The organism is Streptomyces sp. NPDC049970 (assembly GCF_040660235.1).
Classification (GTDB): domain Bacteria; phylum Actinomycetota; class Actinomycetes; order Streptomycetales; family Streptomycetaceae; genus Streptomyces.
This window is the reverse complement of the sequence record NZ_JBFALP010000002.1, coordinates 625,461-651,504: the sequence shown is the minus strand read 5'-3', so window position 1 is coordinate 651,504 and position 26,044 is coordinate 625,461. Positions and strand designations below refer to the sequence as shown.

At 68.9% G+C, this 26,044-nt stretch carries 23 protein-coding genes and 2 tRNA genes; 5 read left to right on the top strand and 20 right to left on the bottom strand.

Annotated features, from left to right (window positions below; genetic code table 11):
* Positions 1-2: 2 nt before the first annotated feature.
* The 9 genes from rodA to AB0I83_RS05665 all read right to left on the bottom strand — a co-directional run bounded on the left by rodA (position 3) and on the right by AB0I83_RS05665 (position 11,715).
* Entirely contained in the window at positions 3-1,193 is a 1,191-nt protein-coding gene (gene rodA / locus AB0I83_RS05705; protein WP_356534741.1) for a rod shape-determining protein RodA, read from the bottom strand.
* Positions 1,193-3,370, bottom strand: coding sequence for a penicillin-binding protein 2 (gene mrdA, locus AB0I83_RS05700; RefSeq protein WP_356534739.1), 2,178 nt, complete (start codon positions 3,368-3,370; stop codon positions 1,193-1,195). Before mrdA ends, rodA begins: the two co-directional genes overlap by 1 nt.
* Before the next feature lie 73 nt (positions 3,371-3,443).
* The gene (gene mreD / locus AB0I83_RS05695) at positions 3,444-4,106 is read right to left on the bottom strand and encodes a rod shape-determining protein MreD (protein WP_356842145.1); all 663 of its coding nucleotides are present in this window, start codon (positions 4,104-4,106) and stop codon (positions 3,444-3,446) included.
* An 11-nt stretch (positions 4,107-4,117) separates the two neighbouring features.
* Positions 4,118-5,164: a rod shape-determining protein MreC gene (mreC, locus tag AB0I83_RS05690; RefSeq protein ID WP_356534735.1), complete on the bottom strand. Its 1,047-nt coding sequence runs from the start codon at positions 5,162-5,164 to the stop codon at positions 4,118-4,120.
* A 99-nt stretch (positions 5,165-5,263) separates the two neighbouring features.
* Positions 5,264-6,283 carry a rod shape-determining protein gene (locus AB0I83_RS05685; protein ID WP_073746922.1) on the bottom strand — a complete coding sequence of 340 codons (1,020 nt, stop codon included), beginning with the start codon at positions 6,281-6,283 and terminating at the stop codon, positions 5,264-5,266.
* A 291-nt stretch (positions 6,284-6,574) separates the two neighbouring features.
* On the bottom strand, positions 6,575-6,988 hold the full coding sequence (gene ndk / locus AB0I83_RS05680; RefSeq protein WP_014156293.1) for a nucleoside-diphosphate kinase: 414 nt from the start codon (positions 6,986-6,988) through the stop codon (positions 6,575-6,577).
* Positions 6,989-7,072: 84 nt separating this feature from the next.
* Positions 7,073-7,441: a DUF4233 domain-containing protein gene (locus AB0I83_RS05675; protein ID WP_363303735.1), complete on the bottom strand. Its 369-nt coding sequence runs from the start codon at positions 7,439-7,441 to the stop codon at positions 7,073-7,075.
* Between the two features lie 3 nt (positions 7,442-7,444).
* Positions 7,445-8,968, bottom strand: coding sequence for a folylpolyglutamate synthase/dihydrofolate synthase family protein (locus AB0I83_RS05670; RefSeq protein WP_356534729.1), 1,524 nt, complete (start codon positions 8,966-8,968; stop codon positions 7,445-7,447).
* Between the two features lie 125 nt (positions 8,969-9,093).
* Entirely contained in the window at positions 9,094-11,715 is a 2,622-nt protein-coding gene (locus tag AB0I83_RS05665; protein ID WP_363303734.1) for a valine--tRNA ligase, read from the bottom strand.
* Positions 11,716-11,852: 137 nt separating this feature from the next.
* Here AB0I83_RS05665 and AB0I83_RS05660 point away from each other — a divergent pair, with 137 nt between their 5' ends.
* Positions 11,853-12,854 carry a hypothetical protein gene (locus AB0I83_RS05660; protein ID WP_363303733.1) on the top strand — a complete coding sequence of 334 codons (1,002 nt, stop codon included), beginning with the start codon at positions 11,853-11,855 and terminating at the stop codon, positions 12,852-12,854.
* Positions 12,855-12,946: 92 nt separating this feature from the next.
* Here AB0I83_RS05660 and AB0I83_RS05655 read toward each other — a convergent pair whose 3' ends face one another.
* The 7 genes from AB0I83_RS05655 to AB0I83_RS05625 all read right to left on the bottom strand — a co-directional run bounded on the left by AB0I83_RS05655 (position 12,947) and on the right by AB0I83_RS05625 (position 18,465).
* Entirely contained in the window at positions 12,947-13,252 is a 306-nt protein-coding gene (locus AB0I83_RS05655) for a helix-turn-helix transcriptional regulator (RefSeq protein WP_363303732.1), read from the bottom strand.
* Positions 13,249-13,653, bottom strand: coding sequence for a type II toxin-antitoxin system RelE/ParE family toxin (locus AB0I83_RS05650; RefSeq protein ID WP_363303731.1), 405 nt, complete (start codon positions 13,651-13,653; stop codon positions 13,249-13,251). The genes AB0I83_RS05655 and AB0I83_RS05650 overlap by 4 nt, the downstream gene beginning before the upstream one ends.
* A gap of 79 nt (positions 13,654-13,732) precedes the next feature.
* Complete coding sequence (gene clpX, locus AB0I83_RS05645; RefSeq protein ID WP_356534724.1) at positions 13,733-15,031, bottom strand: ATP-dependent Clp protease ATP-binding subunit ClpX; 1,299 nt, start codon at positions 15,029-15,031, stop codon at positions 13,733-13,735.
* 156 nt (positions 15,032-15,187) lie between these two features.
* Positions 15,188-15,871, bottom strand: coding sequence for an ATP-dependent Clp protease proteolytic subunit (locus AB0I83_RS05640; RefSeq protein ID WP_019992624.1), 684 nt, complete (start codon positions 15,869-15,871; stop codon positions 15,188-15,190).
* 67 nt (positions 15,872-15,938) lie between these two features.
* Positions 15,939-16,544, bottom strand: coding sequence for an ATP-dependent Clp protease proteolytic subunit (locus AB0I83_RS05635; RefSeq protein WP_327122356.1), 606 nt, complete (start codon positions 16,542-16,544; stop codon positions 15,939-15,941).
* Between the two features lie 273 nt (positions 16,545-16,817).
* A complete protein-coding gene (gene tig, locus AB0I83_RS05630) occupies positions 16,818-18,236 on the bottom strand; it encodes a trigger factor (protein ID WP_363303730.1) in 1,419 nt (472 codons plus the stop codon).
* Between the two features lie 152 nt (positions 18,237-18,388).
* Positions 18,389-18,465, bottom strand: a tRNA-Pro gene (locus tag AB0I83_RS05625).
* Between the two features lie 168 nt (positions 18,466-18,633).
* Between AB0I83_RS05625 and AB0I83_RS05620 the strand changes: the two genes are divergently transcribed.
* Positions 18,634-18,707, top strand: a tRNA-Gly gene (locus AB0I83_RS05620).
* Between the two features lie 115 nt (positions 18,708-18,822).
* Here AB0I83_RS05620 and AB0I83_RS05615 read toward each other — a convergent pair.
* Positions 18,823-19,017: a hypothetical protein gene (locus AB0I83_RS05615; protein ID WP_205020323.1), complete on the bottom strand. Its 195-nt coding sequence runs from the start codon at positions 19,015-19,017 to the stop codon at positions 18,823-18,825.
* A gap of 494 nt (positions 19,018-19,511) precedes the next feature.
* On the opposite strand from AB0I83_RS05615, the gene AB0I83_RS05610 reads away from it, so the two are divergent.
* Positions 19,512-20,675 carry an acyltransferase family protein gene (locus AB0I83_RS05610; RefSeq protein ID WP_363303728.1) on the top strand — a complete coding sequence of 388 codons (1,164 nt, stop codon included), beginning with the start codon at positions 19,512-19,514 and terminating at the stop codon, positions 20,673-20,675.
* 48 nt (positions 20,676-20,723) lie between these two features.
* On the opposite strand, the gene AB0I83_RS05605 is transcribed toward AB0I83_RS05610, so the two are convergent.
* Positions 20,724-21,224 carry an HD domain-containing protein gene (locus AB0I83_RS05605; RefSeq protein ID WP_363303727.1) on the bottom strand — a complete coding sequence of 167 codons (501 nt, stop codon included), beginning with the start codon at positions 21,222-21,224 and terminating at the stop codon, positions 20,724-20,726.
* 151 nt (positions 21,225-21,375) lie between these two features.
* Here AB0I83_RS05605 and AB0I83_RS05600 point away from each other — a divergent pair, with 151 nt between their 5' ends.
* The gene (locus tag AB0I83_RS05600) at positions 21,376-22,554 is read left to right on the top strand and encodes a cation:proton antiporter (RefSeq protein ID WP_363303726.1); all 1,179 of its coding nucleotides are present in this window, start codon (positions 21,376-21,378) and stop codon (positions 22,552-22,554) included.
* 119 nt (positions 22,555-22,673) lie between these two features.
* Here the strand turns inward: AB0I83_RS05600 and AB0I83_RS05595 are convergent, their stop codons facing one another.
* A complete protein-coding gene (locus AB0I83_RS05595) occupies positions 22,674-23,819 on the bottom strand; it encodes a PP2C family protein-serine/threonine phosphatase (RefSeq protein WP_356534715.1) in 1,146 nt (381 codons plus the stop codon).
* A gap of 105 nt (positions 23,820-23,924) precedes the next feature.
* Between AB0I83_RS05595 and AB0I83_RS05590 the strand changes: the two genes are divergently transcribed.
* Positions 23,925-25,157, top strand: a complete 1,233-nt coding sequence (locus AB0I83_RS05590; RefSeq protein WP_363303725.1) for a GNAT family N-acetyltransferase — start codon at positions 23,925-23,927, stop codon at positions 25,155-25,157.
* A 25-nt stretch (positions 25,158-25,182) separates the two neighbouring features.
* Here AB0I83_RS05590 and AB0I83_RS05585 read toward each other — a convergent pair whose 3' ends face one another.
* A complete protein-coding gene (locus AB0I83_RS05585) occupies positions 25,183-26,004 on the bottom strand; it encodes a DNA-formamidopyrimidine glycosylase family protein (RefSeq protein WP_363303724.1) in 822 nt (273 codons plus the stop codon).
* Positions 26,005-26,044: the final 40 nt, after the last annotated feature.

Here is a 26,044-nt window from a genome sequence, read left to right as displayed (position 1 = left end):
GCTCAGGCCGTTATCGGCCGTTGCACCCGGATCGACTGGAGCAGTCCGATGGCCACCCAGACGGCGAACATCGAGGATCCTCCGTACGACACGAAGGGCAGCGGGAGCCCGGCGACTGGCATGATCCCCAGCGTCATTCCGATGTTCTCGAAGGCCTGGAAGGCGAACCAGGCGATGATCCCGGCGGCCACGATCGTCCCGTACAGCTCGGTCGTCTCGCGGGCGATCCGGCAGGCGCGCCAGAGGATCACACCGAGCAGGACGATGATGAGTCCGGCTCCGAGGAAGCCGAGCTCCTCGCCCGCGACGGTGAACACGAAGTCGGTCTGCTGTTCGGGGACGAACTGGCCCGTCGTCTGGGAACCGTTGAAGAGGCCGGTGCCCGTGAGCCCGCCGGAACCGATCGCGATGCGGGCCTGGTTGGTGTTGTAGCCGACGCCGGCCGGGTCGAGCGCCGGGTTGGCGAAGGCCGCGAAGCGGGCGATCTGGTAGTCGTCGAGCACACCCAGCTGCCAGACGGCCACCGCGCCCGCGGTGCCCGCGCCCAGGAGGCCGAAGATCCAGCGGTTGGAGGCACCGGAGGCGAGGAGCACGCCGAGCACGATGACGGCCATGACCATGACGGAGCCGAGGTCGGGCATCAGCATGACGATCGCCATCGGGACGACGGCCAGGCCGAGCGCCTTGCCGACGGTCCGGTGGTCGGGGTGCTGCTGGTCGCCGGCGTCGACGCGGGCGGCGAGCAGCATCGCCATGCCGAGGATGATCGTGATCTTGGTGAACTCGGAGGGCTGGAGCGAGAAGCCGCCGGGAAGCAGGATCCAGGCGTGCGCGCCGTTGACGGTCGCGCCGAGTGGCGTGAGGACCGCGAGGACGAGCACCACCGAGAGCCCGTAGAGCACGGGCACCGCCCCTCGGAGGGTGCGGTGGCCGAGCCAGATGGTGCCGATCATCAGCGCGAGGCCGATACCGGTGTTGAGGGCGTGGCGGAAGAAGAAGTAGTACGGGTCGCCGTGGGTCAGCGACTCGCGCCCACGGGTCGCCGACCAGACCAGGAGCGAGCCGACGAACGACAGGGCGACCGCCGAGCCGAGCAGGGGCCAGTCCAGCCGCCGCACGACGGAGTCGCGTGCGGTCAGCTTGGCCCAGGTGGATCGCTCGGGGGCGTACCGCGCGACGGAGAAGCCGGCCATCAGTCCCGCCTCCCCGGGGCCCCGGCGAGCGGAGCGGCGAGAGCCTGTGTGCCGTCGTCGGCGGGCGGCTCGGGGGTGTAGGGCTTGATCTTCGGCGACTCGATCTGACCGTCGGGCTTGATCTTGGGCAGCGCCTTCTGGGGCTTGGGCAGCAGGGCCTTCTTGAGGTCCTGCTTCCCGGTGGCGTCGAGTCCGTAGAGCGCGTTGTAGATGTTGCGGACGGCGGGACCCGAGGCCCCGGAACCCGTACCACCCTGGGAGATCGTCATGACGATCGAGTAGTCCTTGGTGTACGTGGCGAACCAGGAGGTCGTCTGCTTGCCGTAGACCTCGGCCGTGCCGGTCTTGGCGTGCATCGGGATCTTGTCCTGGGGCCAACCGCCGAATCGCCAGGCGGCGCTGCCCCGGGTCGCGACTCCCGCGAGGGCTTCGTCTATCTCGTCGCGGGTGTCTCCCTTGAAGGGCAGCTTGCCGTGCGCCTGGGGCTTGATCTCCTGGACGTTCTGTCCGTCGCCGCTGACGACCGCCTTGCCGACGGTCGGGTCGTACAGGGTGCCGCCGTTGGAGATCGCGGAGTAGATGGTCGCCATCTGGATCGGGGTGACGAGGGTGTCGCCCTGGCCGATCGAGTAGTTGACGGAGTCACCGGCGCGCATCTTGTAGCCCTCGAGGCAGCCTTCGTACGCGATCTTCTCGACGTACGTGCCGTCCTTCTTGCCCTGCTTGCACCACGAGGTCTTGTTGGCGTCGTAGAAGCTCTGCTTCCACTGGCGGTCCGGGACACGGCCGGCGACCTCGTTGGGGAGGTCGATGCCCGTCTCCTTGCCGAGGCCGAACTGGTGAGCGGTCTTGTAGAACCAGTCGCCGGGGCTCTTCTTCGGCTTGTTGCCGCCGTCCTTCTGCCACTCCCTGTGCGCCAGGCCGTAGTAGACCGTGTCGCAGGAGACCTCGAGGGCGCGGCCGATGCTGATGCTGCCGTAGCCCTGGGACTCGAAGTTCTTGAAGGTCTGGCCGCCGATGGAGTACGAACTCGGGCACGGGTAGTCGCCGTCGAACGGGTACCCGGCGTTGACCGCCGCGGTCGAGGAGACGACCTTGAAGATGGAGCCGGGTGCGGCGGTGCCCTGGATGGCCCGGTTCAGCAGCGGGAAGTTCGACTTCTTCCCGGTGAGCTTGGCGTAGTCCTTGGCGGAGATCCCGCCGATCCAGGCGTTGGGGTCGTACGTCGGCAGCGACGCCATCGAGACGATGCGGCCGGTCTTGGCCTCCATGACGACGACCGCGCCGGAGTCCGCCTTGTAGAGCTCGTTGGTGTTGCGGTCCATCTCCTTGCGGGCCGTCTCCATCGCCTTGTTGAGCTCGTACTCGGCGACGGCCTGGACCCGGGCGTCGATGGAGGTGACGACGCTGGCGCCGGGCTCCGCCTCGTCGTTCTGCGCCTGCCCGATGACGCGGCCGAGGTTGTCGACCTCGTACCGGGTGACACCGGCCTTGCCGCGCAGTTCCTTGTCGTAGGTGCGCTCCAGGCCCGAGCGGCCGACCTGGTCGGAGCGCAGGTAGGGCGACTCGGTGTCCTGGGCCTTGGTGACCTCGTCGTCGGTGACTGGCGAGAGGTAGCCGAGGACCTGGGCGGTGTTGGCCTTGCCGGGTGCTGCGTACCGGCGGACGGCGGTGGGCTCGGCGGTGATGCCGGGGAAGTCCTCGGCGCGCTCACGGATCTGGAGGGCCTGCTGGGTGGTGGCCTCGTCGGTCACCGGGATCGGTTGGTAGGGCGAGCCGTTCCAGCAGGGCTGCGGGGTCTTGGCGTCGCAGAGCCGGACCTTGTCCAGGATGTCCTTGGGCTTCACGTCCAGGACATCGGCCAGCCGGGTGAGGACGCCGACGCCGTCGTCCTTCATCTTCATCAGCTCGGTGCGGCTCGCGGAGACGACGAGGCGGGTCTCGTTGTCGGCGAGCGGCACACCGCGCGCGTCGAGGATGGCTCCCCGGACGGCGGGCTGCACGACCTGCTGGACGTGGTTGTTCTTGGCCTCGTCGGTGTACTCCTGCCCGTTGCGGATCTGGAGGTACCAGAGCCGCCCGCCGAGCGTCAGGAGGAGGGAGAAGACGAGGACCTGGATGACGACGAGACGGATCTGGACCCGCTGGGTCCGTCCGGTCTCCGGAATGTTGCTCACAGGCCACCCCCGGTGGCGGTTCGGTCGAGGCCGCGGGGGTCGTCCCCGGTGCTCGTCCGGTGCCGGTACAACCTCACAGTCGCTTGACCCCCTTGATCCTTCCTGCGCGTGCGGCGCGGCCTCGGGCCGCCCGCAGGCGCATCCCGCCCCGCTGGCTGCCGATCCGCAGCCCGGTCCCGGAGGCCAGCCAGCCGGCGGCGACGTCACCGCTGCCGGAACTGTCGGCCACCGGGTCGTTCTCGGTACGTCTCGCGAGCGCCATGATCAGCGGAACGGTGAACGGCGCGAGGAGCAGGTCGTACACCGCCGCGGTGAACAGCAGGCTGCCCAGGCCCACGTGGCGGGCCGCGGTGTCGCCGACGAGGGCGCCCACCCCGGCGTACAGCAGGGTCGATCCGATCGCGGCGGCGACCACGAAGGCCATCGGGGTGAAGGCCGACTTGATCTGGCCGTTCTCCGGCCGGGCGAGTCCGGCGACGTAGCCGATGAGACAGAGCACCAGGGCGTACCGCCCGGCGGCGTGGTCGGCGGGCGGCGCGAGGTCGGCGAGGAGGCCCGCGCCGAAGCCGATCAGCGCGCCGCTGACAGGCCCGTACACGAAGGCGAGTCCGAGGACGACGAGCAGCACCAGGTCGGGTGTGGCGCCGGGCAGTTGGAGGCGTGCGAGCACGGACACCTGGATGACCAGGGCGACCACGACCAGGGCGACGGAGAGCAGCATCCGGTTGATACGCATGGGGATCAGCTCTATTCCTGGTCGTTCGCCGCGTCACCGGCGGGTGTGTCGGCGTTCGCGGAGGGGCTCCCGGAGGCGTCGGCGCCGGGCTTCTCGTTGACGTTCCCGACGACCTTCCCGCTGCCGTCGACGAGGTCGCCGTTCGGCTGCACCGTGACCGTGACGGTGGGGGTGGGCTTGGGCTTCGCCGGCTTCTTGGGCTGCTTCGGCAGGACCATGTCACGGGGGTCCTCGCGGGGCGCCTGGACGACGACGCCGACGATGTCGAGCTTGGTGAAGCCGACGAACGGGCTGACGTAGACGGTCCGGGTCAGGTCACCGCCCGACGGGTCGACGCGGACGACCTCGCCGACCGGCACGCCGGGGACGAAGGGCTTGTCCTTGCTGGACCCGAAGGTGACCAGCCGGTCGCCCTTCTTCACGTCGGCCTTGCCGTTGAGGAACTGGACCGACAGGGGCCGGGACCCCTGTCCGGTGGCGAAGCCGAGCTCGTCGGTCTTCTCCAGCCGGGTGCCGACCGTGAAGTCGGGGTCGTTGGCCAGCAGGACGGTGGCGGTGTCCGGGCCGACGGTGGTGACGCGGCCGACGAGCCCTTCGCCGTTCAGCACGGTCATGTCGCGCTTGAGCCCGTCGTTCGTTCCGGCGTCGATGGTGATCGTCCAGGAGAAGCCCTGAGCGGCTCCTATGGCGATGACCTCGGCGCCCTTGATGCCGTACTGGCCCGCTCCGGCGCTCTTGAGCATGGTGTCCAGCTGACGGACCTTGCTGGTGTTGCGGTCGTCGCTGCCGAGCCTGGTCTTCAGCGCGGCGTTCTCCTGCTCCAGGGCCGCGATCCGGTCGTGCCGGTCACCGGAGTCCCGTACGGCGCCGATGGCGTTGCCCACCGGGTCCACCGCCGCCGCGACACCGTTCTCGACCGGTCCGAAGACCGTGGCCGCGGCCTGCCGGGCTCCGTCCACCGGTGACTCCTCGCCACCGCGGATATCGACCGTGATCAGGGCGAATGCGATGGCGATCAGCAGCACCAGGAGCAGCCGGCTCTCTCGTGTGTCCCTCACGTGCGGCGGCCGTGCCTTCCTCGTCGGAATGTTCGTGCCTTGATAGCGACGTTCCGCCGTACGGGCGGCTTGCGCGCGTACGGCGGAACATCGTCGGTCCTACCTTCGGGGCTGGGCGTCGAGCACCTGCTGCAGTGCCTCGAACTCCTCGACGCACTTGCCCGATCCGAGCGCCACGGAGTCCAGCGGGTCCTCGGCGATGTGGATCGGCATGCCCGTCTCGTGGCGCAGCCGCTCGTCGAGGCCGCGCAGGAGCGCGCCGCCGCCGGTGAGGACGATGCCGCGGTCCATGACGTCGCCGGAGAGCTCCGGCGGGCACTTGTCGAGCGTCGTCTTCACGGCGTCGACGATCGCGTTGACCGGCTCCTCGATGGCCTTGCGGACCTCGGTCGCCGAGATGACGACGGTCTTGGGCAGGCCCGAGACCAGGTCGCGGCCGCGGATCTCGGTGTGCTCGTCCTTCTCCATCTCGAAGGCCGAGCCGATCGTGATCTTGATCTGTTCGGCGGTGCGCTCACCGAGGAGGAGGGAGTACTCCTTCTTGATGTGCTGGATGATCGCGTTGTCCAGTTCGTCACCGGCGACCCGGATCGACTGGGCAGTGACGATTCCGCCGAGCGAGATCACCGCGACCTCGGTGGTGCCGCCACCGATGTCGACGACCATGTTGCCGGTGGCCTCGTGGACCGGCAGGCCGGAGCCGATCGCCGCAGCCATGGGCTCTTCGATGATGTGCACCTGGCGCGCACCGGCCTGCGTCGACGCCTCGATGACGGCGCGTCGCTCGACCCCCGTGATGCCGGAGGGCACACAGACGACGACCCGCGGGCGGGCCAGGTAGCGGCGCTTGTGGATCTTGAGGATGAAGTAGCGGAGCATGCGCTCCGTGATCTCGAAGTCGGCGATCACGCCGTCCTTCAGCGGGCGCACGGCAACGATGTTGCCCGGTGTGCGCCCGATCATCTTCTTGGCCTCGGCACCGACCGCCAGGATTCCGCCGGTGTTGGTGTTGATGGCCACGACGGACGGCTCGTTCAGTACGATGCCGCGCCCCCTGACGTACACCAGCGTGTTGGCAGTCCCGAGGTCGATAGCCATGTCACGGCCGATGAACGACATTGAGTTCCCCTTGTTCCCCATGAGGATGCGTCGGGCCTTCCCAAGAAGCGGAAATGGCTTGTTCAGGTAGGCGAGGGTCGGCGCTGCGGGCGTGGAAGCTTCCATCGTAGTGCCGTATGCACGGACACAGCGCGAGGGTCCTTCGCCATAACGGGTGGAACGGCTGCCCGCTCCACCCATGCTGACGTTACGTCGGGGTGATGCGTTCCCGCGACACCTGACCCTATGCCGAAGGGCGGCCGAATTACTTCGGTCGCCCCAGGTCATGAGCGCTGTTTGGCGGAGCCGAAGTCAGGAAAGTCCGGGAAAGAAAAGCTTGAGTTCCCGCTCCGCGGACTCCTCGGAGTCCGAGGCGTGGATGAGGTTCTCCCGGGTGATCGTACCGAAGTCGCCACGGATCGAGCCGGGCGCGGCGGCGATCGGGTCGGTGGGGCCGGCCAGGGCGCGGACGCCCTCGATGACGCGCTCGCCCTCGGCCACCAGGGCGACGACGGGGCCGGAGGCCATGAACTCGACCAGCGGCTCGTAGAACGGACGGCCCTTGTGCTCACCGTAGTGCTGTTCCAGGGTCTCTTGGTCGAGGGTGCGCAGTTCCAGCGCGGTGATCGTCCAGCCCGCCTTGCGTTCGATGCGGCCGACGATCTCGCCGATCAGCCCGCGCCGGACGGCGTCGGGCTTGAGAAGGACGAGGGTGCGCTGGGTCATGTGCGGCTCCTTGCAGACTTTCGGTGCGGGTGAGGCGAGATTACAGGGGCACGCGAACGGCTCCACCGCCGGGCTCACGCTGCGTCATCCTCGGGCCGGAGCCTGAGTGCCTTCCTGCGCCCCGGCCTGGGCCGCCCACCGCGCCTTCGCCTCGTCGATCTTTCGGCCGTAGTGCACCGACGCCCACCACAGGGCGCCGAAGGCGACGCCGAGGATGTACATCATCGGGACGAAGAAACCACTCAGTACGAGCGCGACCTGGAGCGCCCAGCCGAGCTGCACCCCGCCGGGCCGGGTGATCACACCGCAGAGCAGGACGGACAGCAGCATGCCGATGCCGCAGACCGTCCACACCGTAGCCATGGACATGCCGTCCAGCTTCATCGCGACGAGCCCGGCGAAGCCGATGACGAAGAACTCACCGATCAGCGTCGATGCACAGAGCGTACGCACAGGTCAGCGCCTTCCCAGGAGCAGTCGGGCCTCGCCGACCGTGATCACGGATCCGGTCACCAGGACTCCGGCGCCCGCGTATTCGGCCTCTTCCTCCGCGAGGGTGATGGCCGCCTCCAGGGCGTCGTCCAGACGGGGTTCGACCTGGACGCGCTCGTTGCCGAAGACCTCGACGGCGACCGCGGCCAGCGCGTCCGCGTCCATGGCCCGCGGGCTGGAGTTCTGGGTGACGACGATCTCGGCGAAGATCGGCTCGAACGCTTCGAGCAGCCCGCGGACGTCCTTGCCGTCACTGGTCCCGACGACCCCGATGAGCCGCGAGAAGCTGAACGCCTCGCTGACGCCCGCGGCGGCCGCACGGGCACCGGCCGGGTTGTGCGCCGCGTCCAGGACGACCGTGGGGCTGGACCGCACCACTTCCAGGCGGCCCGGCGAGAGCACCGAGAGGAACGCCTTGCGGACCGCCTCGACGTCGAGACTGCGGGCCTGCTCCGCGCCGATACCGAAGAACGCCTCGACCGCGGCGAGCGCCACGACCGCGTTGTGCGCCTGGTGCGCGCCGTACAGCGGCAGGAAGATGTTGTCGTACTCGCCACCGAGACCGCGCAGGGTCAGCAACTGGCCGCCGACAGCGATCTCCCGCGAGACGATGCCGAACTCCATGCCCTCGCGGGCCACCGTGGCGTCCACCTCGACGGCCTTCTTCAGCATGACCTGCGCGGCGTCGACCGGCTGCTGGGCCAGGATCACCGTCGCGTCCTGCTTGACGACGCCCGCCTTCTCCTCGGCGATCTCGGCCGGGGTGGTGCCGAGCCGGTCCGTGTGGTCGAGCGAGATCGGGGTGATCACCGCGACCGAACCGTCGATGACGTTCGTCGCGTCCCAGGTCCCGCCCATGCCGACCTCCACGACCGCCACGTCGACCGGCGCGTCGGCGAAGGCCGCGTACGCCATGCCCGTCAGCACCTCGAAGAAGGAGAGCCGGTAGGGCTGCTGGGCGTCGACCATCTCGACGTACGGCTTGATGTCCTCGTACGTCTCGATGAAGCGCTCGGGGTCGATCGGGGAGCCGTCCAGGCTGATCCGCTCGGTGATCGACTGGACGTGCGGGGAGGTGTATCGGCCGGTACGGAGTTCGAAGGCGCCGAGCAGTGCCTCGATCATCCGGGCCGTGCTGGTCTTGCCGTTCGTCCCCGTGATGTGGATGGAGGGGTAGGCGCGCTGCGGCTCGCCGAGCACGTCCATCAGGGCCGCGATCCGGGTCACCGACGGCTCGAGCTTGGTCTCGCCCCAGCGGCCTGCGAGCTCCTGCTCCACGGCGCGCAGCGCCCTGTCGGTCTCGGGATCGGCGGGGCGGTCGGGGGCCGCGTCGCCCTGGGGCGCGCCCGACTGGGTGCGCAGCGTCCGGCTCCCGGCCTCGATCACCGCCAGGTCGGGGTCGCGCTTGGTCTCTTCGTCGACGATCTCCGCGAAGGTGTCGTCGGGATCTGACGCGTCGTGCCGGTCTGAAGGGCGGGGATCACTCACAGGGCCCAGTCTACGGATGGCCGCGGACATCGCGCGCAGCGCCCGCTGGGGGGTGCGCCCGCGGACACCGTGAAGCCCCCGCGCTCCCGGTCGGTCGGGGGCGCGGGGGCTCCGTACTCAGGGCATCAGCCCTTCGGCAGGTTCGCCAGCTGGGCGGTGATCCGCTCGATGTCGGTCTGCGCCTTCGCGAGCCGGCCGCGGATCTTGTCGACCACGTTGTCCGGCGCCTTGCCGAGGAACGCCTCGTTGTTCAGCTTGCCGTCGGCCTGCGCCTTCTCCTTCTCGGCGGCGCCCAGGTCCTTCGTCAGGCGCTTGCGCTCGGCCTCGATGTCGATGGTGCCGGACAGGTCGAGGGCCACGGTGGCCCCGGCCACGGGCAGGGTCGCCGTGGCGTGGAAGCCCTCCCCGGCGGGGAGCAGGCGCAGCAGCTGGCGGATGGCCGCCTCGTGCGGGGCGAGCACCGTGCCGGTGACCGTCAGCTCGGCCGGGACCTTCTGGCCGGGCTGCAGCCCCTGGTCGGAGCGGAACCGGCGGACCTCGGTGACGACCTGCTGGACGAGCTCGATCTCCTTCTCGGCCGCGTCGTCGCGGAAGCCGCTGTCCTTGGGCCAGTCCGCGACGACGACCGACTCCTGGCCGGTGAGCGTCGTCCAGAGCGCCTCGGTCACGAACGGGACGATCGGGTGCAGCAGCCGGAGGGTGACGTCGAGGACCTCGCCGAGGACCCGTGCGGAGACCTTGGCCTGCTCGCCGCCGGCGAAGAAGGTGGTCTTCGACAGCTCGACGTACCAGTCGAAGACCTCGTCCCACGCGAAGTGGTAGAGCGCGTCGCTGAGCTTGGCGAACTGGAAGTCCTCGTAGAACGCGTCGGCGTCGGCCACGGACTTGTTCAGCCGGGACAGGATCCACCGGTCGGTCGCCGAGAGCTGCTCGACGGGCGGGAGGTCGCCCTCCACCGTCGCGCCGTTCATCATCGCGAAGCGGGTGGCGTTCCAGATCTTGTTGGCGAAGTTGCGCGAGGCCTGGACCCAGTCCTCGCCGATCGGGACGTCGGTGCCGGGGTTGGCGCCCCTGGCGAGGGTGAAGCGGACCGCGTCGGAGCCGTAGGTGTCCATCCAGTCCAGCGGGTCGACGACGTTGCCGAAGGACTTCGACATCTTCTTGCCGCGCTCGTCACGGACCAGGCCCGTGAGGGCGATCGTCTTGAACGGGACCTCGCCGTCCATGACGTACAGGCCGAACATCATCATCCGGGCGACCCAGAAGAAGATGATGTCGTGGCCGGTGACCAGGACGTCGGTCGGATAGAACTTCTTGAGGTCCGGGGTCTCCTCGGGCCAGCCGAGCGTCGAGAACGGCCACAGGCCGGAGGAGAACCAGGTGTCCAGGACGTCGGTGTCCTGGGTCCAGCCCTCACCCGTGGGCGGCTGCTCGTCAGGGCCGACGCAGACGACCTCGCCGTCGGGGCCGTACCAGACGGGGATGCGGTGGCCCCACCAGAGCTGGCGCGAGATGCACCAGTCGCGGAGGTTGTCGACCCAGTCGAAGTACCGCTGCTCCATCTCCTTGGGGTGGATCGCGACCCGGCCGTCACGGACCGCGTCACCGGCGGCCTTGGCGAGGGTGTCGACCTTGACCCACCACTGGAGCGAGAGCCGCGGCTCGACCGTGGTACGGCAGCGGGAGCAGTGGCCGACCGAGTGGACGTACGGGCGCTTCTCCGCGACGATCCGGCCCTGCTCGCGCAGTGCGCCGACGATGGCGGAACGGGCCTCGAAGCGGTCGAGTCCCTCGAACGGGCCGGCGACGGTGATGACGCCGCGCTCGTCCATGACGGTCATCGACTCCAGGCCGTGACGCTGACCGATCGCGAAGTCGTTCGGGTCGTGGGCCGGCGTCACCTTGACCGCGCCGGTGCCGAACTCCGGGTCGACGTGGGCGTCCGCGACGACGGGGATGGTGCGGTCGGTCAGCGGGAGCTTGATCCGCTTGCCGAGGAGGTGCGTGTACCGGGCGTCGTCCGGGTGGACCGCGACCGCGGTGTCACCGAGCATCGTCTCGGCACGGGTGGTGGCGACGACCAGCGTCTCGTCGCCCTCGCCGTACTTGATGGAGACGAGCTCGCCGTCGTCGTCCTGGTAGTCGACCTCGATGTCCGAGATGGCCGTCAGACAGCGCGGGCACCAGTTGATGATGCGCTCGGCGCGGTAGATCAGGCCGTCGTCGTACATCTTCTTGAAGACGGTCTGGACGGCGGCGGAGAGGCCCTCGTCCATCGTGAAGCGCTCACGGGACCAGTCGACGCCGTCGCCGAGGCGGCGCATCTGCCCGAGGATCCTGCCGCCGTACTCCTCCTTCCACTGCCAGACGCGGTCGACGAACTCCTCGCGCCCCAGGTCGTGGCGGGACTTGCCCTCCTCGCCGAGCTGCTGCTCGACCTTGTTCTGGGTGGCGATGCCGGCGTGGTCCATGCCGGGCAGCCACAGCGCCTCGTAACCCTGCATCCGCTTGCGGCGGGTGAGGGCGTCCATCAGCGTGTGCTGGAAGGCGTGGCCGAGGTGGAGGGAGCCGGTGACGTTGGGCGGCGGGATGACGATCGTGTACGGAGGCTTCTCGCTCTCCGGGTCGGCCGTGAAGTAACCGCGCTCTACCCAGCGCTCGTACAGCTTCCCCTCTACCTCGGCCGGCGCGTACTGGGTCGGCAGTTCGGGGGTGCTGGCTGGCTGCTGCGCTGCGTTCTCGGTCACGGCAGACAGTTTAGGGGCGTCACAGTCCTGCACTGAAACCGGTTTGTGTCGTAACGGTCTACCTCCGGATGTCCTATGCGGACGCCGCTTCCGTCAGGATGTTCGGAACGCATAAGCATTCTGGAGGGGACAGCGCCATGAGCTACAACCAGCCGGGCCCGTACGGCGGTCAGCCGCCGCAGGGCCAGCCCGGACCGTACGGCCAGCAGCCCGGTCCGTACGGCGGCCCGCCGCCGCAGGGGCCGCCGCAGGGCCAGCCCGGCTACGGCTACCCGCAGCAGGCCCCCCAGGGCGTCCCGCCGCAGCAGCAGCCCCCACAGCCGGGCTACGGTTACCCGCAGGGCCAGCAGCCGGGCCCGTACGGCCAGCAGCCGCCCACCCCGCCGTACGGCGGTCAGCAGGCGTATCCCGGGATGCCCCCGCAGCCGGGCGCCCCGAAGAAGAAGACCGGCCTCATCGTCGGCGCGGCCGTGGTGGCGCTGGCCGTCGTCGCGGGCGGGGTGTACTTCTTCACGTCGGGCGGAGGCAGCGGCAACGGCGGTGTGGCGGACGCCACCAAGGGCTACAAGCTGACGCCCGCCGCCTCGGTGGACGACTACAAGAAGGACACCTCCGGCTCCTCGGCCAAGACCGGCCCGGTGACGGGCAAGGACAAGGCCGAAGCCGAGGCCATGGGCATCAAGAACCCGCAGCAGGCGGGCGCCCAGTACGTGAGCGGCGACATGAAGCAGAACCCGCTCACCGCGAAGATGCTGATCCTCACGGGCATGTGGGGCGAGATCGACGACCCCGCCAAGGCACTCGACAACGCGTTCGCGAGCGCTCAGCGCACGATCTCGGAAGAGGACGACAGCGAGGTGTCGCTCGTCGACAGCCCAAAGGCCGTCGAGCCTGCCGGGTTCAAGGGCGCGCTCATGAAGTGCCAGAACCTCAAGACGGTCAACAAGGAAGCCGACGGCTCTGTGCAGAAGGGGCCCAAGGAGTTCCTCACTCCGGTCTGCATCTGGTCCGACTACAGCACGGTCGGAATCGTGGTGGGCGTGGACATCGGTGCGGCGCTGACCAACAAGGCCATGCCGCAGAGCGATGTGGCCGCCCTCGCCGCCAAGCTCTACAACACCTCACGCACGAAGGCCTGACCCTGCCTCACAACATCGAAGGGGCGCCCGGCCATTGGCCGGGCGCCCCTTCGGCGTGCGTGCGCGGCTCGCGCGGGTAGTTCAGTCGTCGCTCAGAGCTTCACGGACACGTTCCCGACTGTGGCCAGTATCGTCAACTCGCCTCCGATGGCATGCAGATAGGCCGACATCGTCGATGTGTCCAACCGCACGCCGCCCCGCTCGATCTGGCTGATCCGCCCCTGCGTCACACCCATGACCTTCGCCACCTGCACCTGGGTCATCCCCTGCGCCTTCCGGAGAGAGGCAAGCTCATGACCTCGTTCCGCATCGACCATGTCGCTCTTGAGCGCGTCGATGCGCGCACGCTTGTCCGGTGTGATGTCAGCCGTCAGGTCGGCCATGCTGCCGAGATTCATCCGCTGTCCTCCTCCTTCAGGGCTTCAAGGTATGCCATGTACTTCGCGTCGGCTTCTTTGATCGCCTTGGGATACCAGGTCGCCCACTGCCGCCCGGTCGCCTTGTTTCCTGCAACGAGGAACACCGCTCGCCGCAGCGGGTCGAACACGAAGAGCATCCGGATGCTCACCGTGCTGCCGCTGCGTGGGCGGAGCTCGCGCATATTGCGGTATCCGCTGCCTTCGACAGCCCCCACCGTAGGGCGCCTCAACGCAGGACCGACTTCCTGCAAACGCTCCAAGGCGGCTATCACATGATCATGGCTGTCTGGATCCTCCTTCGCCAGCACATGGATCCACTCCAGGACATCTGCAAAGAATCTGATCTCGTACGGACCGTCCACAATGAAGAATATTAGCATTGACTAATATTCATGAGCAAAAGAAGGGGCGCCCAGCCAGTGGCCGGGCGCCCCTTCGGCGTACGCAGTATCGCCGCCGCTACGCCGACTTCTCGTGCCGGCCGCCGTCGTTCTTGCCGATCGTGCGCGGCTCGCGCGGGACCAGCGTCGGGTTGACGTTGTTGCGGACGACGTCCGGGGTGATGACGACGCGGGCCACGTCCTTGCGGGACGGCACCTCGTACATCACGGACTGGAGGACCTCTTCCATGATGGCGCGCAGACCGCGCGCGCCCGTCTGGCGGAGGATCGCCTGGTCGGCGATGGCCTCGAGGGCCTCGCGCTCGAACTCCAGCTCCACACCGTCGAGTTCGAACAGGCGCTGGTACTGCTTCACGAGTGCGTTGCGCGGCTCGACCAGGATCTGGAGCAGCGCCTCGCGGTCCAGGTTGTGGACCGAGGTCAGCACCGGGAGACGGCCGATGAACTCGGGGATCATCCCGAACTTCACCAGGTCCTCAGGCATGACCTCCTGGAACTGGTCGCTCGCCTGGATCTCCAGCTTGGAGCGGATCGTGGCGCCGAAGCCGATGCCCTTGGCGCCGGCCCGCGACTCGATGATCTTCTCCAGGCCCGAGAAGGCACCGCCCACGATGAACAGGACGTTCGTCGTGTCGATCTGGATGAACTCCTGGTGCGGGTGCTTCCGTCCGCCCTGTGGCGGGACCGAGGCGGTGGTGCCCTCCAGGATCTTCAGCAGGGCCTGCTGGACGCCCTCGCCGGAGACATCGCGGGTGATCGACGGGTTCTCGCTCTTGCGCGCGACCTTGTCGATCTCGTCGATGTAGATGATCCCGGTCTCGGCCTTCTTGACGTCGTAGTCGGCGGCCTGGATCAACTTCAGCAGGATGTTCTCGACGTCCTCGCCGACGTATCCGGCCTCCGTCAGCGCCGTCGCGTCCGCGATGGCGAACGGGACGTTGAGCATGCGGGCCAGCGTCTGCGCCAGGAGCGTCTTGCCGGAGCCCGTGGGGCCCAGCAGCAGGATGTTCGACTTGGCGAGCTCGATGGCGTCGTCGCGGTTCGAACCGCTGCCGTTCTCGCCCGCCTGGACCCGCTTGTAGTGGTTGTACACCGCGACCGAGAGGGCCTTCTTCGCGGGCTCCTGCCCGACGACGTACCCCTCGAGGAACTCGTAGATCTCGCGCGGCTTGGGGAGTTCCTCCCACCGGACCTCGGAGGTCTCCGCGAGCTCCTCCTCGATGATCTCGTTGCAGAGATCGATGCACTCGTCGCAGATGTACACACCGGGTCCCGCGATGAGCTTCTTCACCTGCTTCTGGCTCTTTCCGCAGAACGAGCACTTGAGCAGGTCGCCGCCATCACCGATGCGTGCCACGAGGTGCTTCCCCTTCGCCTGGGAGTCGCCTGGTTCAGCGGCTCCTGGTGCCTCTATCCGACGGTACCTTGCCTGGCCCCCCGTTCGGGCCCCCCTTGGCACGGTTCACACGGCCGTGGCCGTGCGGTTGGAATGTGCCAAGGGGAAAGACCGACGTCAGACGGACGCGCCTGCTGTGGTCTTACGGGTGGAGACGATCTGGTCCACAAGACCGTACGCGAGTGCGTCGTCGGCGGTAAGGATCTTGTCGCGCTCGATGTCCTCGCTGATCTTCTCCAGCGGGGTGGTGGAGTGCTTGGCCAGCATCTCTTCGAGCTGGGTGCGCATCCGCAGGATCTCGTTGGCCGCGATCTCCAGGTCGGAGAGCTGCTCACGGCCGGTCTGCGAGGAGGGCTGGTGGATCAGGACACGGGCGTGCGGGAGCGCCATGCGCTTGCCCGGGGTGCCCGCGGCCAGCAGGACGGCGGCGGCGGAGGCCGCCTGGCCCATGCAGACCGTCTGGATGTCCGGCTTCACGAACTGCATCGTGTCGTAGATCGCGGTGAGCGCGGTGAACGAGCCGCCGGGGCTGTTGATGTAGATCGAGATGTCACGGTCCGGGTCCATCGACTCCAGGCACAGCAGCTGCGCCATGACGTCGTTGGCCGAGGCGTCGTCGATCTGGACGCCGAGGAAGATCACGCGCTCCTCGAAGAGCTTCGCGTACGGGTCGTACTCACGCACACCCTGCGAGGTGCGCTCCACGAAGCGCGGGACGACGTAGCGGTTGTCCACCTGCGGGCCGGTGTAGAGGCCGCTCGCGGAGGCGCCGGGGAAGTTGTTCATGTGGGTGTTCACCATCCTGGTGGCGGATCTGTGGGCTGGAGGTCTCGGCGTACGAGAAGGTGCGGGGCCGTGCACGCCCGGATCAGGCGCCCGTGCCGCCGCCGCCAGGGATGCCCGACGCGAACGTGATGATCTCGTCGATGAGGCCGTAGTCCTTGGCCTCCTCCGCGGTGTACCAGCGGTCGCGGTCGCCGTCGCGGATGATCGTCTCCACGGTCTGCCCGGAGTGGTGGGCGGTGATCTCGGCCATCCGCGTCTTCGTCCGGAGGAGGTACTGCGCCTGGATCTTGATGTCCGAGGCGGTACCGCCGATGCCGGCCGAACCCTGGTGCATGAGGATGTCGGTGTTCGGGAGCGCGAAGCGCTTGCCCGCGGTGCCGCCGGTGAGCAGGAACTGGCCCATCGAGGCCGCCATTCCCATCCCGATGGTGACCACGTCGTTCGGGATGTACTGCATGGTGTCGTAGACCGCCATGCCCGCCGTCACCGAACCGCCGGGGCTGTTGATGTAGAGGTAGATGTCCTTGTCCGGGTCGGCGGCAAGGAGCAGGAGCTGCGCGGTGATCTTGTTGGCGATGTCATCGTCGACCTGCTGACCGAGGAAGATGATGCGCTCGCCGAGCAGTCGGCTGTAGACCTGGTCACCGAGGCCTCCACCGAGGGACGGCTCTCCGGCGGCGTAGGGCATCAGATTCGTCACGTATCCACCTGCTCGTCTCTGACGGCTCCGGCCGTCTCAGCGTCTTCGTACCGGGTGGGCCGGGACTACCCGACCCTTCCTCTTCATGGACCCTAACGCGCAGGTGGGACAACGCCATCCCGGTTCCCCAACTGTTCGCTGGGAGCGCAAGGTGGGCAGTCCGCACAAGGGTTCCCCGGCGCGGGCCGATACGACGACGGGCCCCGGACGCGGAACGTCCGGAGCCCGTCGTGCGGATCAGATCAACGATCGGAACGAGGCTCAGGCCTCGGTCTTCCCGTCCTTCTCCTCGTCCTTCTTCTCATCGGCCGCCTCGGTGTCACCCTCGGCCGCCTCGACCGTCCCGGCGGTCTCGTCCGTCACCTCTTCGTCGTCCTCGAGGTCGACGACCTCGCCGTTGGTGTCGACGACCTTGGCGGCCTCGACGACGACGGCGAGCGCCTTGCCGCGGGCGACCTCGCCGACGAGCATCGGCACCTGGCCGCCTTCGACGACGGCCTGGGCGAACTGGTCGGGGCTCATGCCGGAGGACTGCGCACGCCGCATGAGGTGCTCGGTGAGCTCCTCCTGGTTGACGTTCAGCTTCTCCTTGTTGACGAGCTCGTCAAGGATGAACTGGGTCTTGATGCCCTTGACGGCCTGCTCGGAGGTCTCGGCCTCGAACTCCTCGAGCGTCTTGCCCTGGATCTCCAGGTACTTCTCGAGGTCGAGACCCATCTGGCCGAGCTGGTGGTGCTCGAGGTTGTGCTTGCGGGTCTGGACCTCGTCCGCGAGGAGCTTCTCGGGGATCGGGACCTCGGCCAGCTTCAGGAGCTCGTCGAGGACACGCTCCTGGGCCTGGGTGGCCTGGTCGTACTGCTTGGTGTTCTCGAGGCGCTTGCGGCTGTCCTCGCGCAGCTCGGCGAGCGTGTCGAACTCGCTCGCCATCTGCGCGAAGTCGTCGTCCAGCTCAGGCAGTTCGCGGGCGGCGACGGCGGTGACCTTGACGGTGACCTCCGCTTCCTTGCCCTCGGCGGAGCCGCCCTTCAGCTCGGAGGTGAAGGTGGCCTCGCCACCGGCCTCCAGGCCGGTCACGGCGTCGTCGATGCCTTCGAGGAGCTCGCCGGAACCGATGGTGTACGAGACACCCGCGGCCACGCCGTCCTCGAGGACCTCTCCGTCGACCTTGGCCTCCAGGTCGATCGTCACGACGTCGCCGTCGGCGGCGGCGCGCTCGACCGGGTTGGTGGACGCGAAGCGCTCACGGAGCTGCTCCACCGCCTTGTCGACTTCCTCGTCGGTGACCTCGAGTGCGTCCACGGTGACCTCGATGCCGGAGTAGTCCGGGATCTCGATCTCGGGACGGACGTCCACCTCGGCGGTGAAGGCCAGCAGCTCGCCGTCCTTGAGTTCGGTGATGTCAACCTCGGGCTGGCCCAGAACGTTGAGCTCACCCTCGTTGACAGCCTCGGTGTAGAACTTCGGAAGGGCGTCGTTGACGGCCTCCTCCAGCACAGCACCACGGCCGAACCGCTGGTCGATGACGCGGTTGGGGATCTTGCCCTTACGGAAGCCCTTCACCGTGACCTGCTGGTTGATCTTCTTGTACGCCGCGTCGAGGCTGTCCTTGAGCTCCTCGAAGGGCACCTCGATGCTGAGCCGAACCCGAGTCGGGTTCAGGGTCTCCACGGCGCTCTTCACGGTTCGGTCTCCTTGGGGCTGACATCTTGGGGTTCTGCTGGGCCGCCGAGCGGCGGCTTCGCGGATCGGGCCCGGCACATCAGAAGACACACGGGCACGCAATTTGCATAGTAACGGCAAGGGGGATGACTCCCACAATGCGATCTTGCTGGTGGTCGGGGTGGCCGGATTCGAACCGACGACCTTCCGCTCCCAAAGCGGACGCGCTACCAAGCTGCGCCACACCCCGTCGGTGCGAGACGTAGGGTACATGCAGACGGGCGGCGCATCGGCCGCATTACGCGGTCCGTGACCGAGGCCGCCACGGGGGCACAGCGATACGGGTGTGCGCGCACCGGTCCGGACCGGCTACGATGCTCTCCGTACCGCGGTCCGAAAGACCTGCGGTGCGGCGCTTGCGGGCGTAGCTCAATGGTAGAGCCCTAGTCTTCCAAACTAGCTACGCGGGTTCGATTCCCGTCGCCCGCTCCACACGAAGAACCCGGTCCGGCGGTCATCCGCCGGGCCGGGTTCTCTCGTATGCCCGCAGACCCGCCGGGCCCGCTCCGAGCTTCCGGGGGCCAGGAGCCCTCGGGGCCCGGGACCCTCAGAAGCTGATCTGGTTGATCGTGTCGGCTATCGAGTTCATGAATCTGTTGATCGACGGCGCCATGCCCGTCGACGCGAGGAAGAAGCCGAAGAGCACCGCGACGATCGCCGGCCCGCCCTTGATGGAGCCGCCGCGGATCAGCACCACCAGGACGATCCCCAGCATCAGCACCACAGACAGTGAAATGGCCACGACTGATCACATCCTTGGTCGGTCCGCCTTGCCGGCCCGGTGGCGTGCGATCCCCGCACGCCTCCGTCGCGCCCATCGTGCCACCAACTCCCCCGCGGGGGCTGCCGGGTGACGGAGGGGAGTGACCGGATCGCGCCATCCTCGCGCCCGCGCGCGCCCGGGTGCGAGACGCCGGAGTGCGCGGTGCCCCCCAAGGCCGGCACGGTGATTCCGGGGAAAGCTGTGCGTCCGCTGTGCGCAAGGCGGTTCGGATATCGGCCCGATGTGATCGTTTCCGTATCCCCACACTTCATTCACCGTGATTCACCGCGATTCACCGGGTGTTCGTGCGACGAAATTCACTCCCGCCAACTACCCGCCGATATGCGCCATTTAAGATGGATGAATCATCACAGAACGGGCACCCTTCAGTGGTTTCGCTTTCGAATGTCCGGGAACACGCGTTATCTCATGGCGTTTTACGCATACCGATCGACGGGTCTAAGGTGCATGAGATGTCCAAAGCTCCGAGCGATATTCAGCGGGCCCAGTTCACCCCGGACGGCCGGGAGTCGGAGCCCGGACACGAGCAGACCCGGACGGTGGCCGGGGCGCACTCGGCCGGTTCGGCAACAGCCCCGGCCCGCGCCGCGCCGCCCGTACCGGCCAAGCGGCGGGACGCGTACTTCGACAATGTGAAGTACCTCGCCATCGTGCTCGTAGCCGTGGCCCACGCCTGGGAGCCGGTGATGGACGGCAGCCGCACGGCAAGGGCGCTGTACATGGTCGTCTACACCTTCCACATGCCGGCGTTCATCCTCGTCTCCGGTTACTTCTCCCGTTCGTTCGACATGAGCGCGCCCAAGGTGAAGCGTCTGGTCACCGGGGTCGTCGTGCCCTACGTGCTCTTCGAGACGGCGTACTCGCTCTTCAAGCGCTTCGCCGGGGGCGTGGACGACACCCCCATCACCCTGCTCGACCCGCTGTTCCTCACCTGGTTCCTGATCGCCCTCTTCATCTGGCGGGTCACCACCCCCCTGTGGCAGTCCCTGCGCCACCCGCTGCCCGTCGCACTCGCCATCGCCGTACTCGCCTCGGTGACACCCGGCATCGGTGACGACCTGGACCTGCAGCGCGTCTGCCAGCTCCTGCCGTTCTTCGTGCTCGGCCTGCTGATGAAGCCCGAGCACTTCCAGCTGGTCCGCCGGCGCGAGGTACGGCTGCTGGCCCTTCCGATGTTCGCCGGCGCCCTGGTCTTCGCCTACTGGGCCGCGCCCCGCATGCAGCTCGGCTGGTTCTACCGCAGCAGCGCCGCCCAGGAACTGGACGCTCCGTGGTGGTCCGGGGCCGTTATGACGCTGGCGATGTTCGGCTGCGCGCTGCTGCTCACGGTCGGTTTCCTGGCCTGGGTCCCGCGCCGCCACATGTGGTTCACCGTGCTGGGCGCCGGGACCATCTGCGGCTACCTGCTGCACGGCTTCCTGGTGAAGGGCGCGGGCTACTACGACCTGTTCGACCGCTACGAGTGGCTCAAGGGACCGGCCGGACTGGTCGTCGTCTCCCTCGTCGCGGCCGCCGCCGTGACCGTGCTGTGCACCCCACCGGTCCGGCGCGCCCTGCGCTTCGCCACCGAGCCGGACATGAACTGGGCGTTCCGCCGGAACCTCGTCAAGCGCTGAGCCCGTCCGGGGCGGGCCCGCCGGACCTGGGCCCGCCCCGTGGGCGCGTCAGCCCTCGGCGGGGTTGGCTTGATCCCGCCGTTCGACGGGCCCGAGTGCCCCGTCGAGCCCCAACAGCCCGCGTACCTGCGCATATTTAGCGGTCAGCCGGGTACGGGTCGCCGGCTCCAGGACCGCGAGCCGGTCCGGATCCCCGTTGTGGGCGAGGTCCGACTCCTTGATCAACAGCGCTCCGGGTGTGGCGAGAATCCGCCCGGTGTACGCGACCAGGTCCTCGCCGTCCCGCTTGGTGACGGCGAGGACCATTTCCTTGACCCGCCGGGGCAGCGGAGCGTCCTCCAGCCACCGCGCGGAGAGCACGCCGTCCTCCACCGCGTCGTGCAGCCAGGCGGCCGCTATCTGGTCCTCGCCGCCGCCCCGGACCCGTACGCCGTCGGCGACCGCGGCCAGGTGCTCGGCGTACGGCCGCCCGGCCTTGTCGGTCTGGGCCCGGTGGGCCTCGCGGGCGATCGACTCCACTTCGGACAGGGTCAGGTACGCGTTCGGCATGAGCCGAATGTACGCCGCGTCCCGGCCTCCTTCGCAGGGTTCAGAGAGACCACTCAAATCGTTCGGTAAACTAATTACTGACGATTCCTTGACGCTCTCTTGACCGAAAGAAGGAGACAGGCTCATCGGACACGCAGACACGCTCATCGCCATGGGGGGCGCGTTCCTCGCGGCCGCCGTACTCGCCCGCGTCGGCGGCCGCATCGGCCTGCCGACCATCCCCCTGTTCATCCTCGCCGGGATCCTGCTCGGCCCCCACACGCCCGGGGTCGTCCTGCTCGACGACCCCCATGACCTCGAGATGCTCTCCGCGCTCGGCCTGGTGCTGCTCCTCTTCTACCTCGGCCTCGAGTTCCACCTGGACGACCTGAAGAAGGGCGGGCGCAAGATGGCGCTCGCCGGCGGCGCCTACCTCGCCCTGAACGTCGGCGCGGGTCTCGGCTTCGGCTTCGCGCTCGGCTGGGGCACCTCGGAAGCCCTGGTGCTCGCCGGTGTGCTGGGCATCTCCTCGTCGGCCATCGTCACGAAGGTCCTGGTCGACCTCGGGCGGATCGGCAACCCGGAGACACGGCCGATCCTCGGCATCATCGTGGTCGAGGACGTCTTCCTCGCCCTCTACCTCGCCGCGCTGCAACCGATCCTGTCCGGTGCGGACAGCCTCGGTGCCGCGGTGATGGACGGCGGCAAGGCCTTCGGCTTCCTGCTGCTGCTCGCCGTGGTCGCCCGCTTCGGTACGAAACTCATCAGCAAGCTGATCAACACGAGGGACGACGAGCTGCTCGTCATCTCCTTCCTGGGTGCGGCCGTCTTCGTGGCCGGGGTCTCGGAGTGGTTCGGGGTCGCCGACGCGATCGGCGCCTTCATGGTCGGCCTGATGCTGGGCAGCACCACGTCGGGGGCCCGCATCCTGAAGCTGGTGCATCCGCTGCGGGACGCGTTCGGCGCGATCTTCTTCTTCGCCTTCGGACTGTCCATCAACCCCGGCGATCTGCCGAGCGTCGTGTGGCCGGTACTGGCAGCCGTCGCGGTGACCATGGCGATGAACGTCTTCGCGGGACTGGCCACCGCGAAGATCTACACCTTCGGGCCGAAGGCCACGGCCAACATCTCGACCACCCTGCTGGCGCGCGGCGAGTTCGCGCTGATCCTCGCCACCATGGCGGCGGGCGCGGGGCTGGACGAACGCCTCTCCCCCTTCATCGCCGGGTACGTGCTCGTGCTCGCGGTCCTCTCCCCCTTGGCGGCCGGCCGTTCGCACTGGCTCGCCCGGATCCTGCCCGGGGGCCGGACGCCGGAGCGGGAGGCCGACAAAGAGGCGGTACCGGTCTGAGGGGGCGGACGGCCCGGGTGCGCGGAGTCAGGGCCTGCGCACCCGGGATGACCTCACGTTCGGGTGACAGCGCGGGCACCCCTTTGACGTCCGTACCGTTTGGGCCGGTTGCACATGGTTCAGGGGCGGCGGGACAGCAACAGCAGCGCGCGGTCGTCGTTGACGTCCTTCGCGCAGGCCTCGATCAGATGCCAGGCCGCACCCTCGAAGCCCGTCGCCACGTAGCGGTCGGCCTCCCCGGTCAGCCGGTCGATTCCCTCGGCGATGTCCCGGTCGGAGGCCTCCACCAGTCCGTCCGTGAAGAGCATCAGGACGTCGCCGGGCGCCAGCGAACCCTTCACCGCGTCGAACTCGGCGCCGTCGTACACCCCGAGCAGCGGGCCCTCGGCGACCATCTCCTCCCACCGGCCGCTCCCGGCGTGCAGTTGCAGCGCGGGGGGATGGCCGGCCGAGAGGAGCTCGTAGTCGCCTGAGTCCAGGTCCAGGACGAGGTGGATGGATGTGGCGAAGCCCTCGTCCCAGTCCTGGCGAAGCAGGTAGCCGTTGGCCGCGGGGAGGAACCCGTGCGGTGGCAGGGATCCCAGGAGGCCGCCGAAGGCGCCGGACAGCAGCAGGGCGCGGGAGCCGGCGTCCATGCCCTTGCCCGAGACGTCGGTGAGCACCACTTCAAGGGTGCGCCCGCCGTTCGTGCGGGCGGCGACCACGAAGTCGCCGGAGAAGGACTGCCCGCCCGCCGGACGCAGTGCCATTTCGCGGTGCCAGCCCTCAGGCAGCCGTGGCAGGGCGCTCTGGACCCGGATCCGCTCGCGCAGGTCGAACAGCATCGTGCCGCCGCGCCGCCAGGGCACTCCGACCCTGGCCCTGAACTGGGCGAGGACCAGGCCGAAGAACCCGCAGGCCGCGACCACCAGGACGGTGCCGGGCGTGACCCGGGCAGGTCCCTCCGCGTAGGGGCCGAGGGCGATGGACTCCACGATCAGGGCAGCGGCGGCGGTCGCGTAGAGACTCAGCAGGCTGGCCGGCCGCAGCAGCAGCCCGCCCGCGACGATCGGCAGGGCGAGTGCGGTGGGCGAGCTCCAGACCGGGTTGAGCAGCGTGGTGCAGGTGATCACCGGAATGAGGATCAGCAGACCGGCCAGGGCTATCCAGTCGCTCCCGTCACCGCGGAAGTAGTCGACGCCGGATCTGCGCAGCGCGATGCGCGCCCGATGCATGGATCTTCGCCACCGGGCGGTGTACGTGTCTACTCCTCTGCGACTGGCCATTGCCGGGACCTTATCCACCCGGAGGCCTCCGGTGCAGGGGTACCCCTGTGCCAAGGTGTTCGAAACCCGGTCGCTCCGGGGGCACGGCCCTGGTAGGCAGGGCGCATGACCACTGAACTGCGCGTGCTGTCGGGCTCGGAGTGGGACGTCTGGTTCGGCTGCCTCGAGTCGGCGTTCGGCGGCGTCCCCATCGCGCCCGAGACCCGCGAGATGTACGCCGAGCTCACCGAGCCGGACCGCGCGCTCGGCCACTGGGACGGCGCGGACTGTGTGGGTACGGCCGGGGCTCACAGCTTCCGGGTCGCCGTGCCCGGCGGGGCGGTGGTGCCGGCCGCGGGCATCACGATGGTGAGTGTCGCGGCGACGCACCGCAGGCAGGGGCTGCTCACCGCGATGATGCGGCGCCAGCTGGACGACGTCCGCTCCTGGGGCGAACCGCTCGCGGTGCTGCTGGCCTCGGAGCCCGGTATCTACGGGCGGTTCGGCTACGGCGCGGCCACCTCGGAGATGAACCTGCGGATCGACAGCTCCCGGGTCCTCCTCTCCTCGCCGCCGGGCACCGACGGGGTCCGGCTGCGGCAGGCCTCCCCGGCACGGGCCCTCGACGCCTGCGAGGCGGTGTACGGGCGGCTGGCCGCGTCCCGGCCCGGCACTCCACTCCGGCAGCCCGGCTGGGAGCGGGTGCCGGTCAACGACCCGGAGCGCGGCAGGCAGGGCGGGTCCGCCCTGCAGTGCGTCCTCGCGGAGCGGGACGGCGAGGTCACGGGGTACGCCACCTACCACCTCAGGCCCGCCTGGGACGACGCCGGGCCCAAGGGCACGGTGGCGGTACGGGACCTGATGGCGCTGGACTCCGCCTCGTACGCGGCCCTGTGGCGTTTCCTGTTCGGGATCGACCTGATGTCGGTGGTGGAGTGCCGCAACCGGCCCGTCGACGACGCGGTGCTCCGGCTGGTCTCGGACGTGCGGCGGTGCGAGGTCCGGCTGCGGGACGGGCTGTACGTCCGGCTGGTCGAACTGGGCGCGGCGCTGGAGGCGCGGACCTACCGCACTCCGGTGGACGTGGTGATGGAGGTGGAGGACGCCTTCTGCCCCTGGAACGCGGGGCGTTGGCGGCTCACGGCGGACTCGAAGGGCGCGGCCACCTGCCGGCGCACCCACGATGATCCCGAACTGGCTCTCTCGGTGAAGGAGTTGGGGGCCGCGTATCTGGGCGGGGTGTCGCTCTCGACGCTGGCGGCGGCCGGACTCGTGCGGGAGCTGAGGCCCGGCGCGCTGGCCGGGGCCTCCTCGGCGTTCTCCTCGGACATACAGCCCTGGTGCCCGCACGGCTTCTGAGGCGGGCCGGGTACGCGCCCGGTCCCTACCGCCCGCCCGTGGACGGCTGGCAGCCCGGGCACCAGAAGAGGTTGCGGGCCGCCAGTTCGGCCGTGCGGATCCCGGTGCCGCAGACGTGGCAGGCCTGCCGGGCCCGCCGGTAGACGTAGACCTCGCCGCCGTGGTCGTCGACCCTCGGCGGCCGGCCCATCGCCTCGGGCAGGTGCTCGGGGCGGACGGTGTCGATCCGGTTGTTCCGGACGCCTTCGCGCATCAGGACGCCGAGATCGGTCCAGAGCGCGTCCCACTCGCCGCGCGTCAGGTCCTTGCCGGGCAGGTACGGGTCGATGCCGTGCCGGAAGAGGACCTCGGCGCGGTAGACGTTGCCGACTCCGGCGACGACCTTCTGGTCCATCAGCAGGGCGGCCACCGTGACACGGCTGCGGGAGACGCGTCGCCAGGCCCGCTCGCCGTCCTCGTCCGTGCGCAGCGGGTCGGGGCCCAACCGGTCGTGTATCGCGCGCTTCTCGGGCCCGGTGATCAGGGCGCACGTGGTGGGACCGCGCAGATCGGCGTGGTGGGCGTCGTTGAGCAGGCGGAGCCGGACCGTGCCGGTGGGCGGTGGGGCCGGGGTGGTACCGAAGCCGAGCTTGCCGAACAGGCCGAGGTGGATGTGGACCCAGACCGATCCCTCGAAGCCGAGGAAGAGGTGCTTGCCGTGGGCGTCCACGCCGGTGAAGGTCCGGCCGTCCAGCAACTCGGCGCTCCCGGCGAACGTGCCCTGCGGGCTGCTCACGCGCACCGGGCCGCCCGCGAAACGCTCGTGGTGGTCCGCGGCGAGGCGGTGGATCGTATGCCCCTCGGGCACGGTATGTCTCCTGGGAACGCGCGTGTGCCGCCGGGCCTGG

Bases quoted from the DNA above. Each gene is read 5' to 3' on its own strand.
- rodA (WP_356534741.1), bottom strand. From the start codon at position 1,193: ATGGCCGGCTTCTCCGTCGCGCGGTACGCCCCCGAGCGATCCACCTGG.
- mreD (WP_356842145.1), bottom strand. From the start codon at position 4,106: ATGCGTATCAACCGGATGCTGCTCTCCGTCGCCCTGGTCGTGGTCGCC.
- AB0I83_RS05685 (WP_073746922.1), bottom strand. From the start codon at position 6,283: ATGTCGTTCATCGGCCGTGACATGGCTATCGACCTCGGGACTGCCAAC.
- ndk (WP_014156293.1), bottom strand. From the start codon at position 6,988: ATGACCCAGCGCACCCTCGTCCTTCTCAAGCCCGACGCCGTCCGGCGC.
- AB0I83_RS05660 (WP_363303733.1), top strand. From the start codon at position 11,853: ATGAGCTACAACCAGCCGGGCCCGTACGGCGGTCAGCCGCCGCAGGGC.
- AB0I83_RS05655 (WP_363303732.1), bottom strand. From the start codon at position 13,252: ATGAATCTCGGCAGCATGGCCGACCTGACGGCTGACATCACACCGGAC.
- AB0I83_RS05650 (WP_363303731.1), bottom strand. From the start codon at position 13,653: ATGCTAATATTCTTCATTGTGGACGGTCCGTACGAGATCAGATTCTTT.
- AB0I83_RS05640 (WP_019992624.1), bottom strand. From the start codon at position 15,871: ATGGTGAACACCCACATGAACAACTTCCCCGGCGCCTCCGCGAGCGGC.
- AB0I83_RS05635 (WP_327122356.1), bottom strand. From the start codon at position 16,544: ATGCCCTACGCCGCCGGAGAGCCGTCCCTCGGTGGAGGCCTCGGTGAC.
- AB0I83_RS05610 (WP_363303728.1), top strand. From the start codon at position 19,512: ATGTCCAAAGCTCCGAGCGATATTCAGCGGGCCCAGTTCACCCCGGAC.
- AB0I83_RS05605 (WP_363303727.1), bottom strand. From the start codon at position 21,224: ATGCCGAACGCGTACCTGACCCTGTCCGAAGTGGAGTCGATCGCCCGC.
- AB0I83_RS05600 (WP_363303726.1), top strand. From the start codon at position 21,376: ATGGGGGGCGCGTTCCTCGCGGCCGCCGTACTCGCCCGCGTCGGCGGC.
- AB0I83_RS05595 (WP_356534715.1), bottom strand. From the start codon at position 23,819: ATGGCCAGTCGCAGAGGAGTAGACACGTACACCGCCCGGTGGCGAAGA.
- AB0I83_RS05590 (WP_363303725.1), top strand. From the start codon at position 23,925: ATGACCACTGAACTGCGCGTGCTGTCGGGCTCGGAGTGGGACGTCTGG.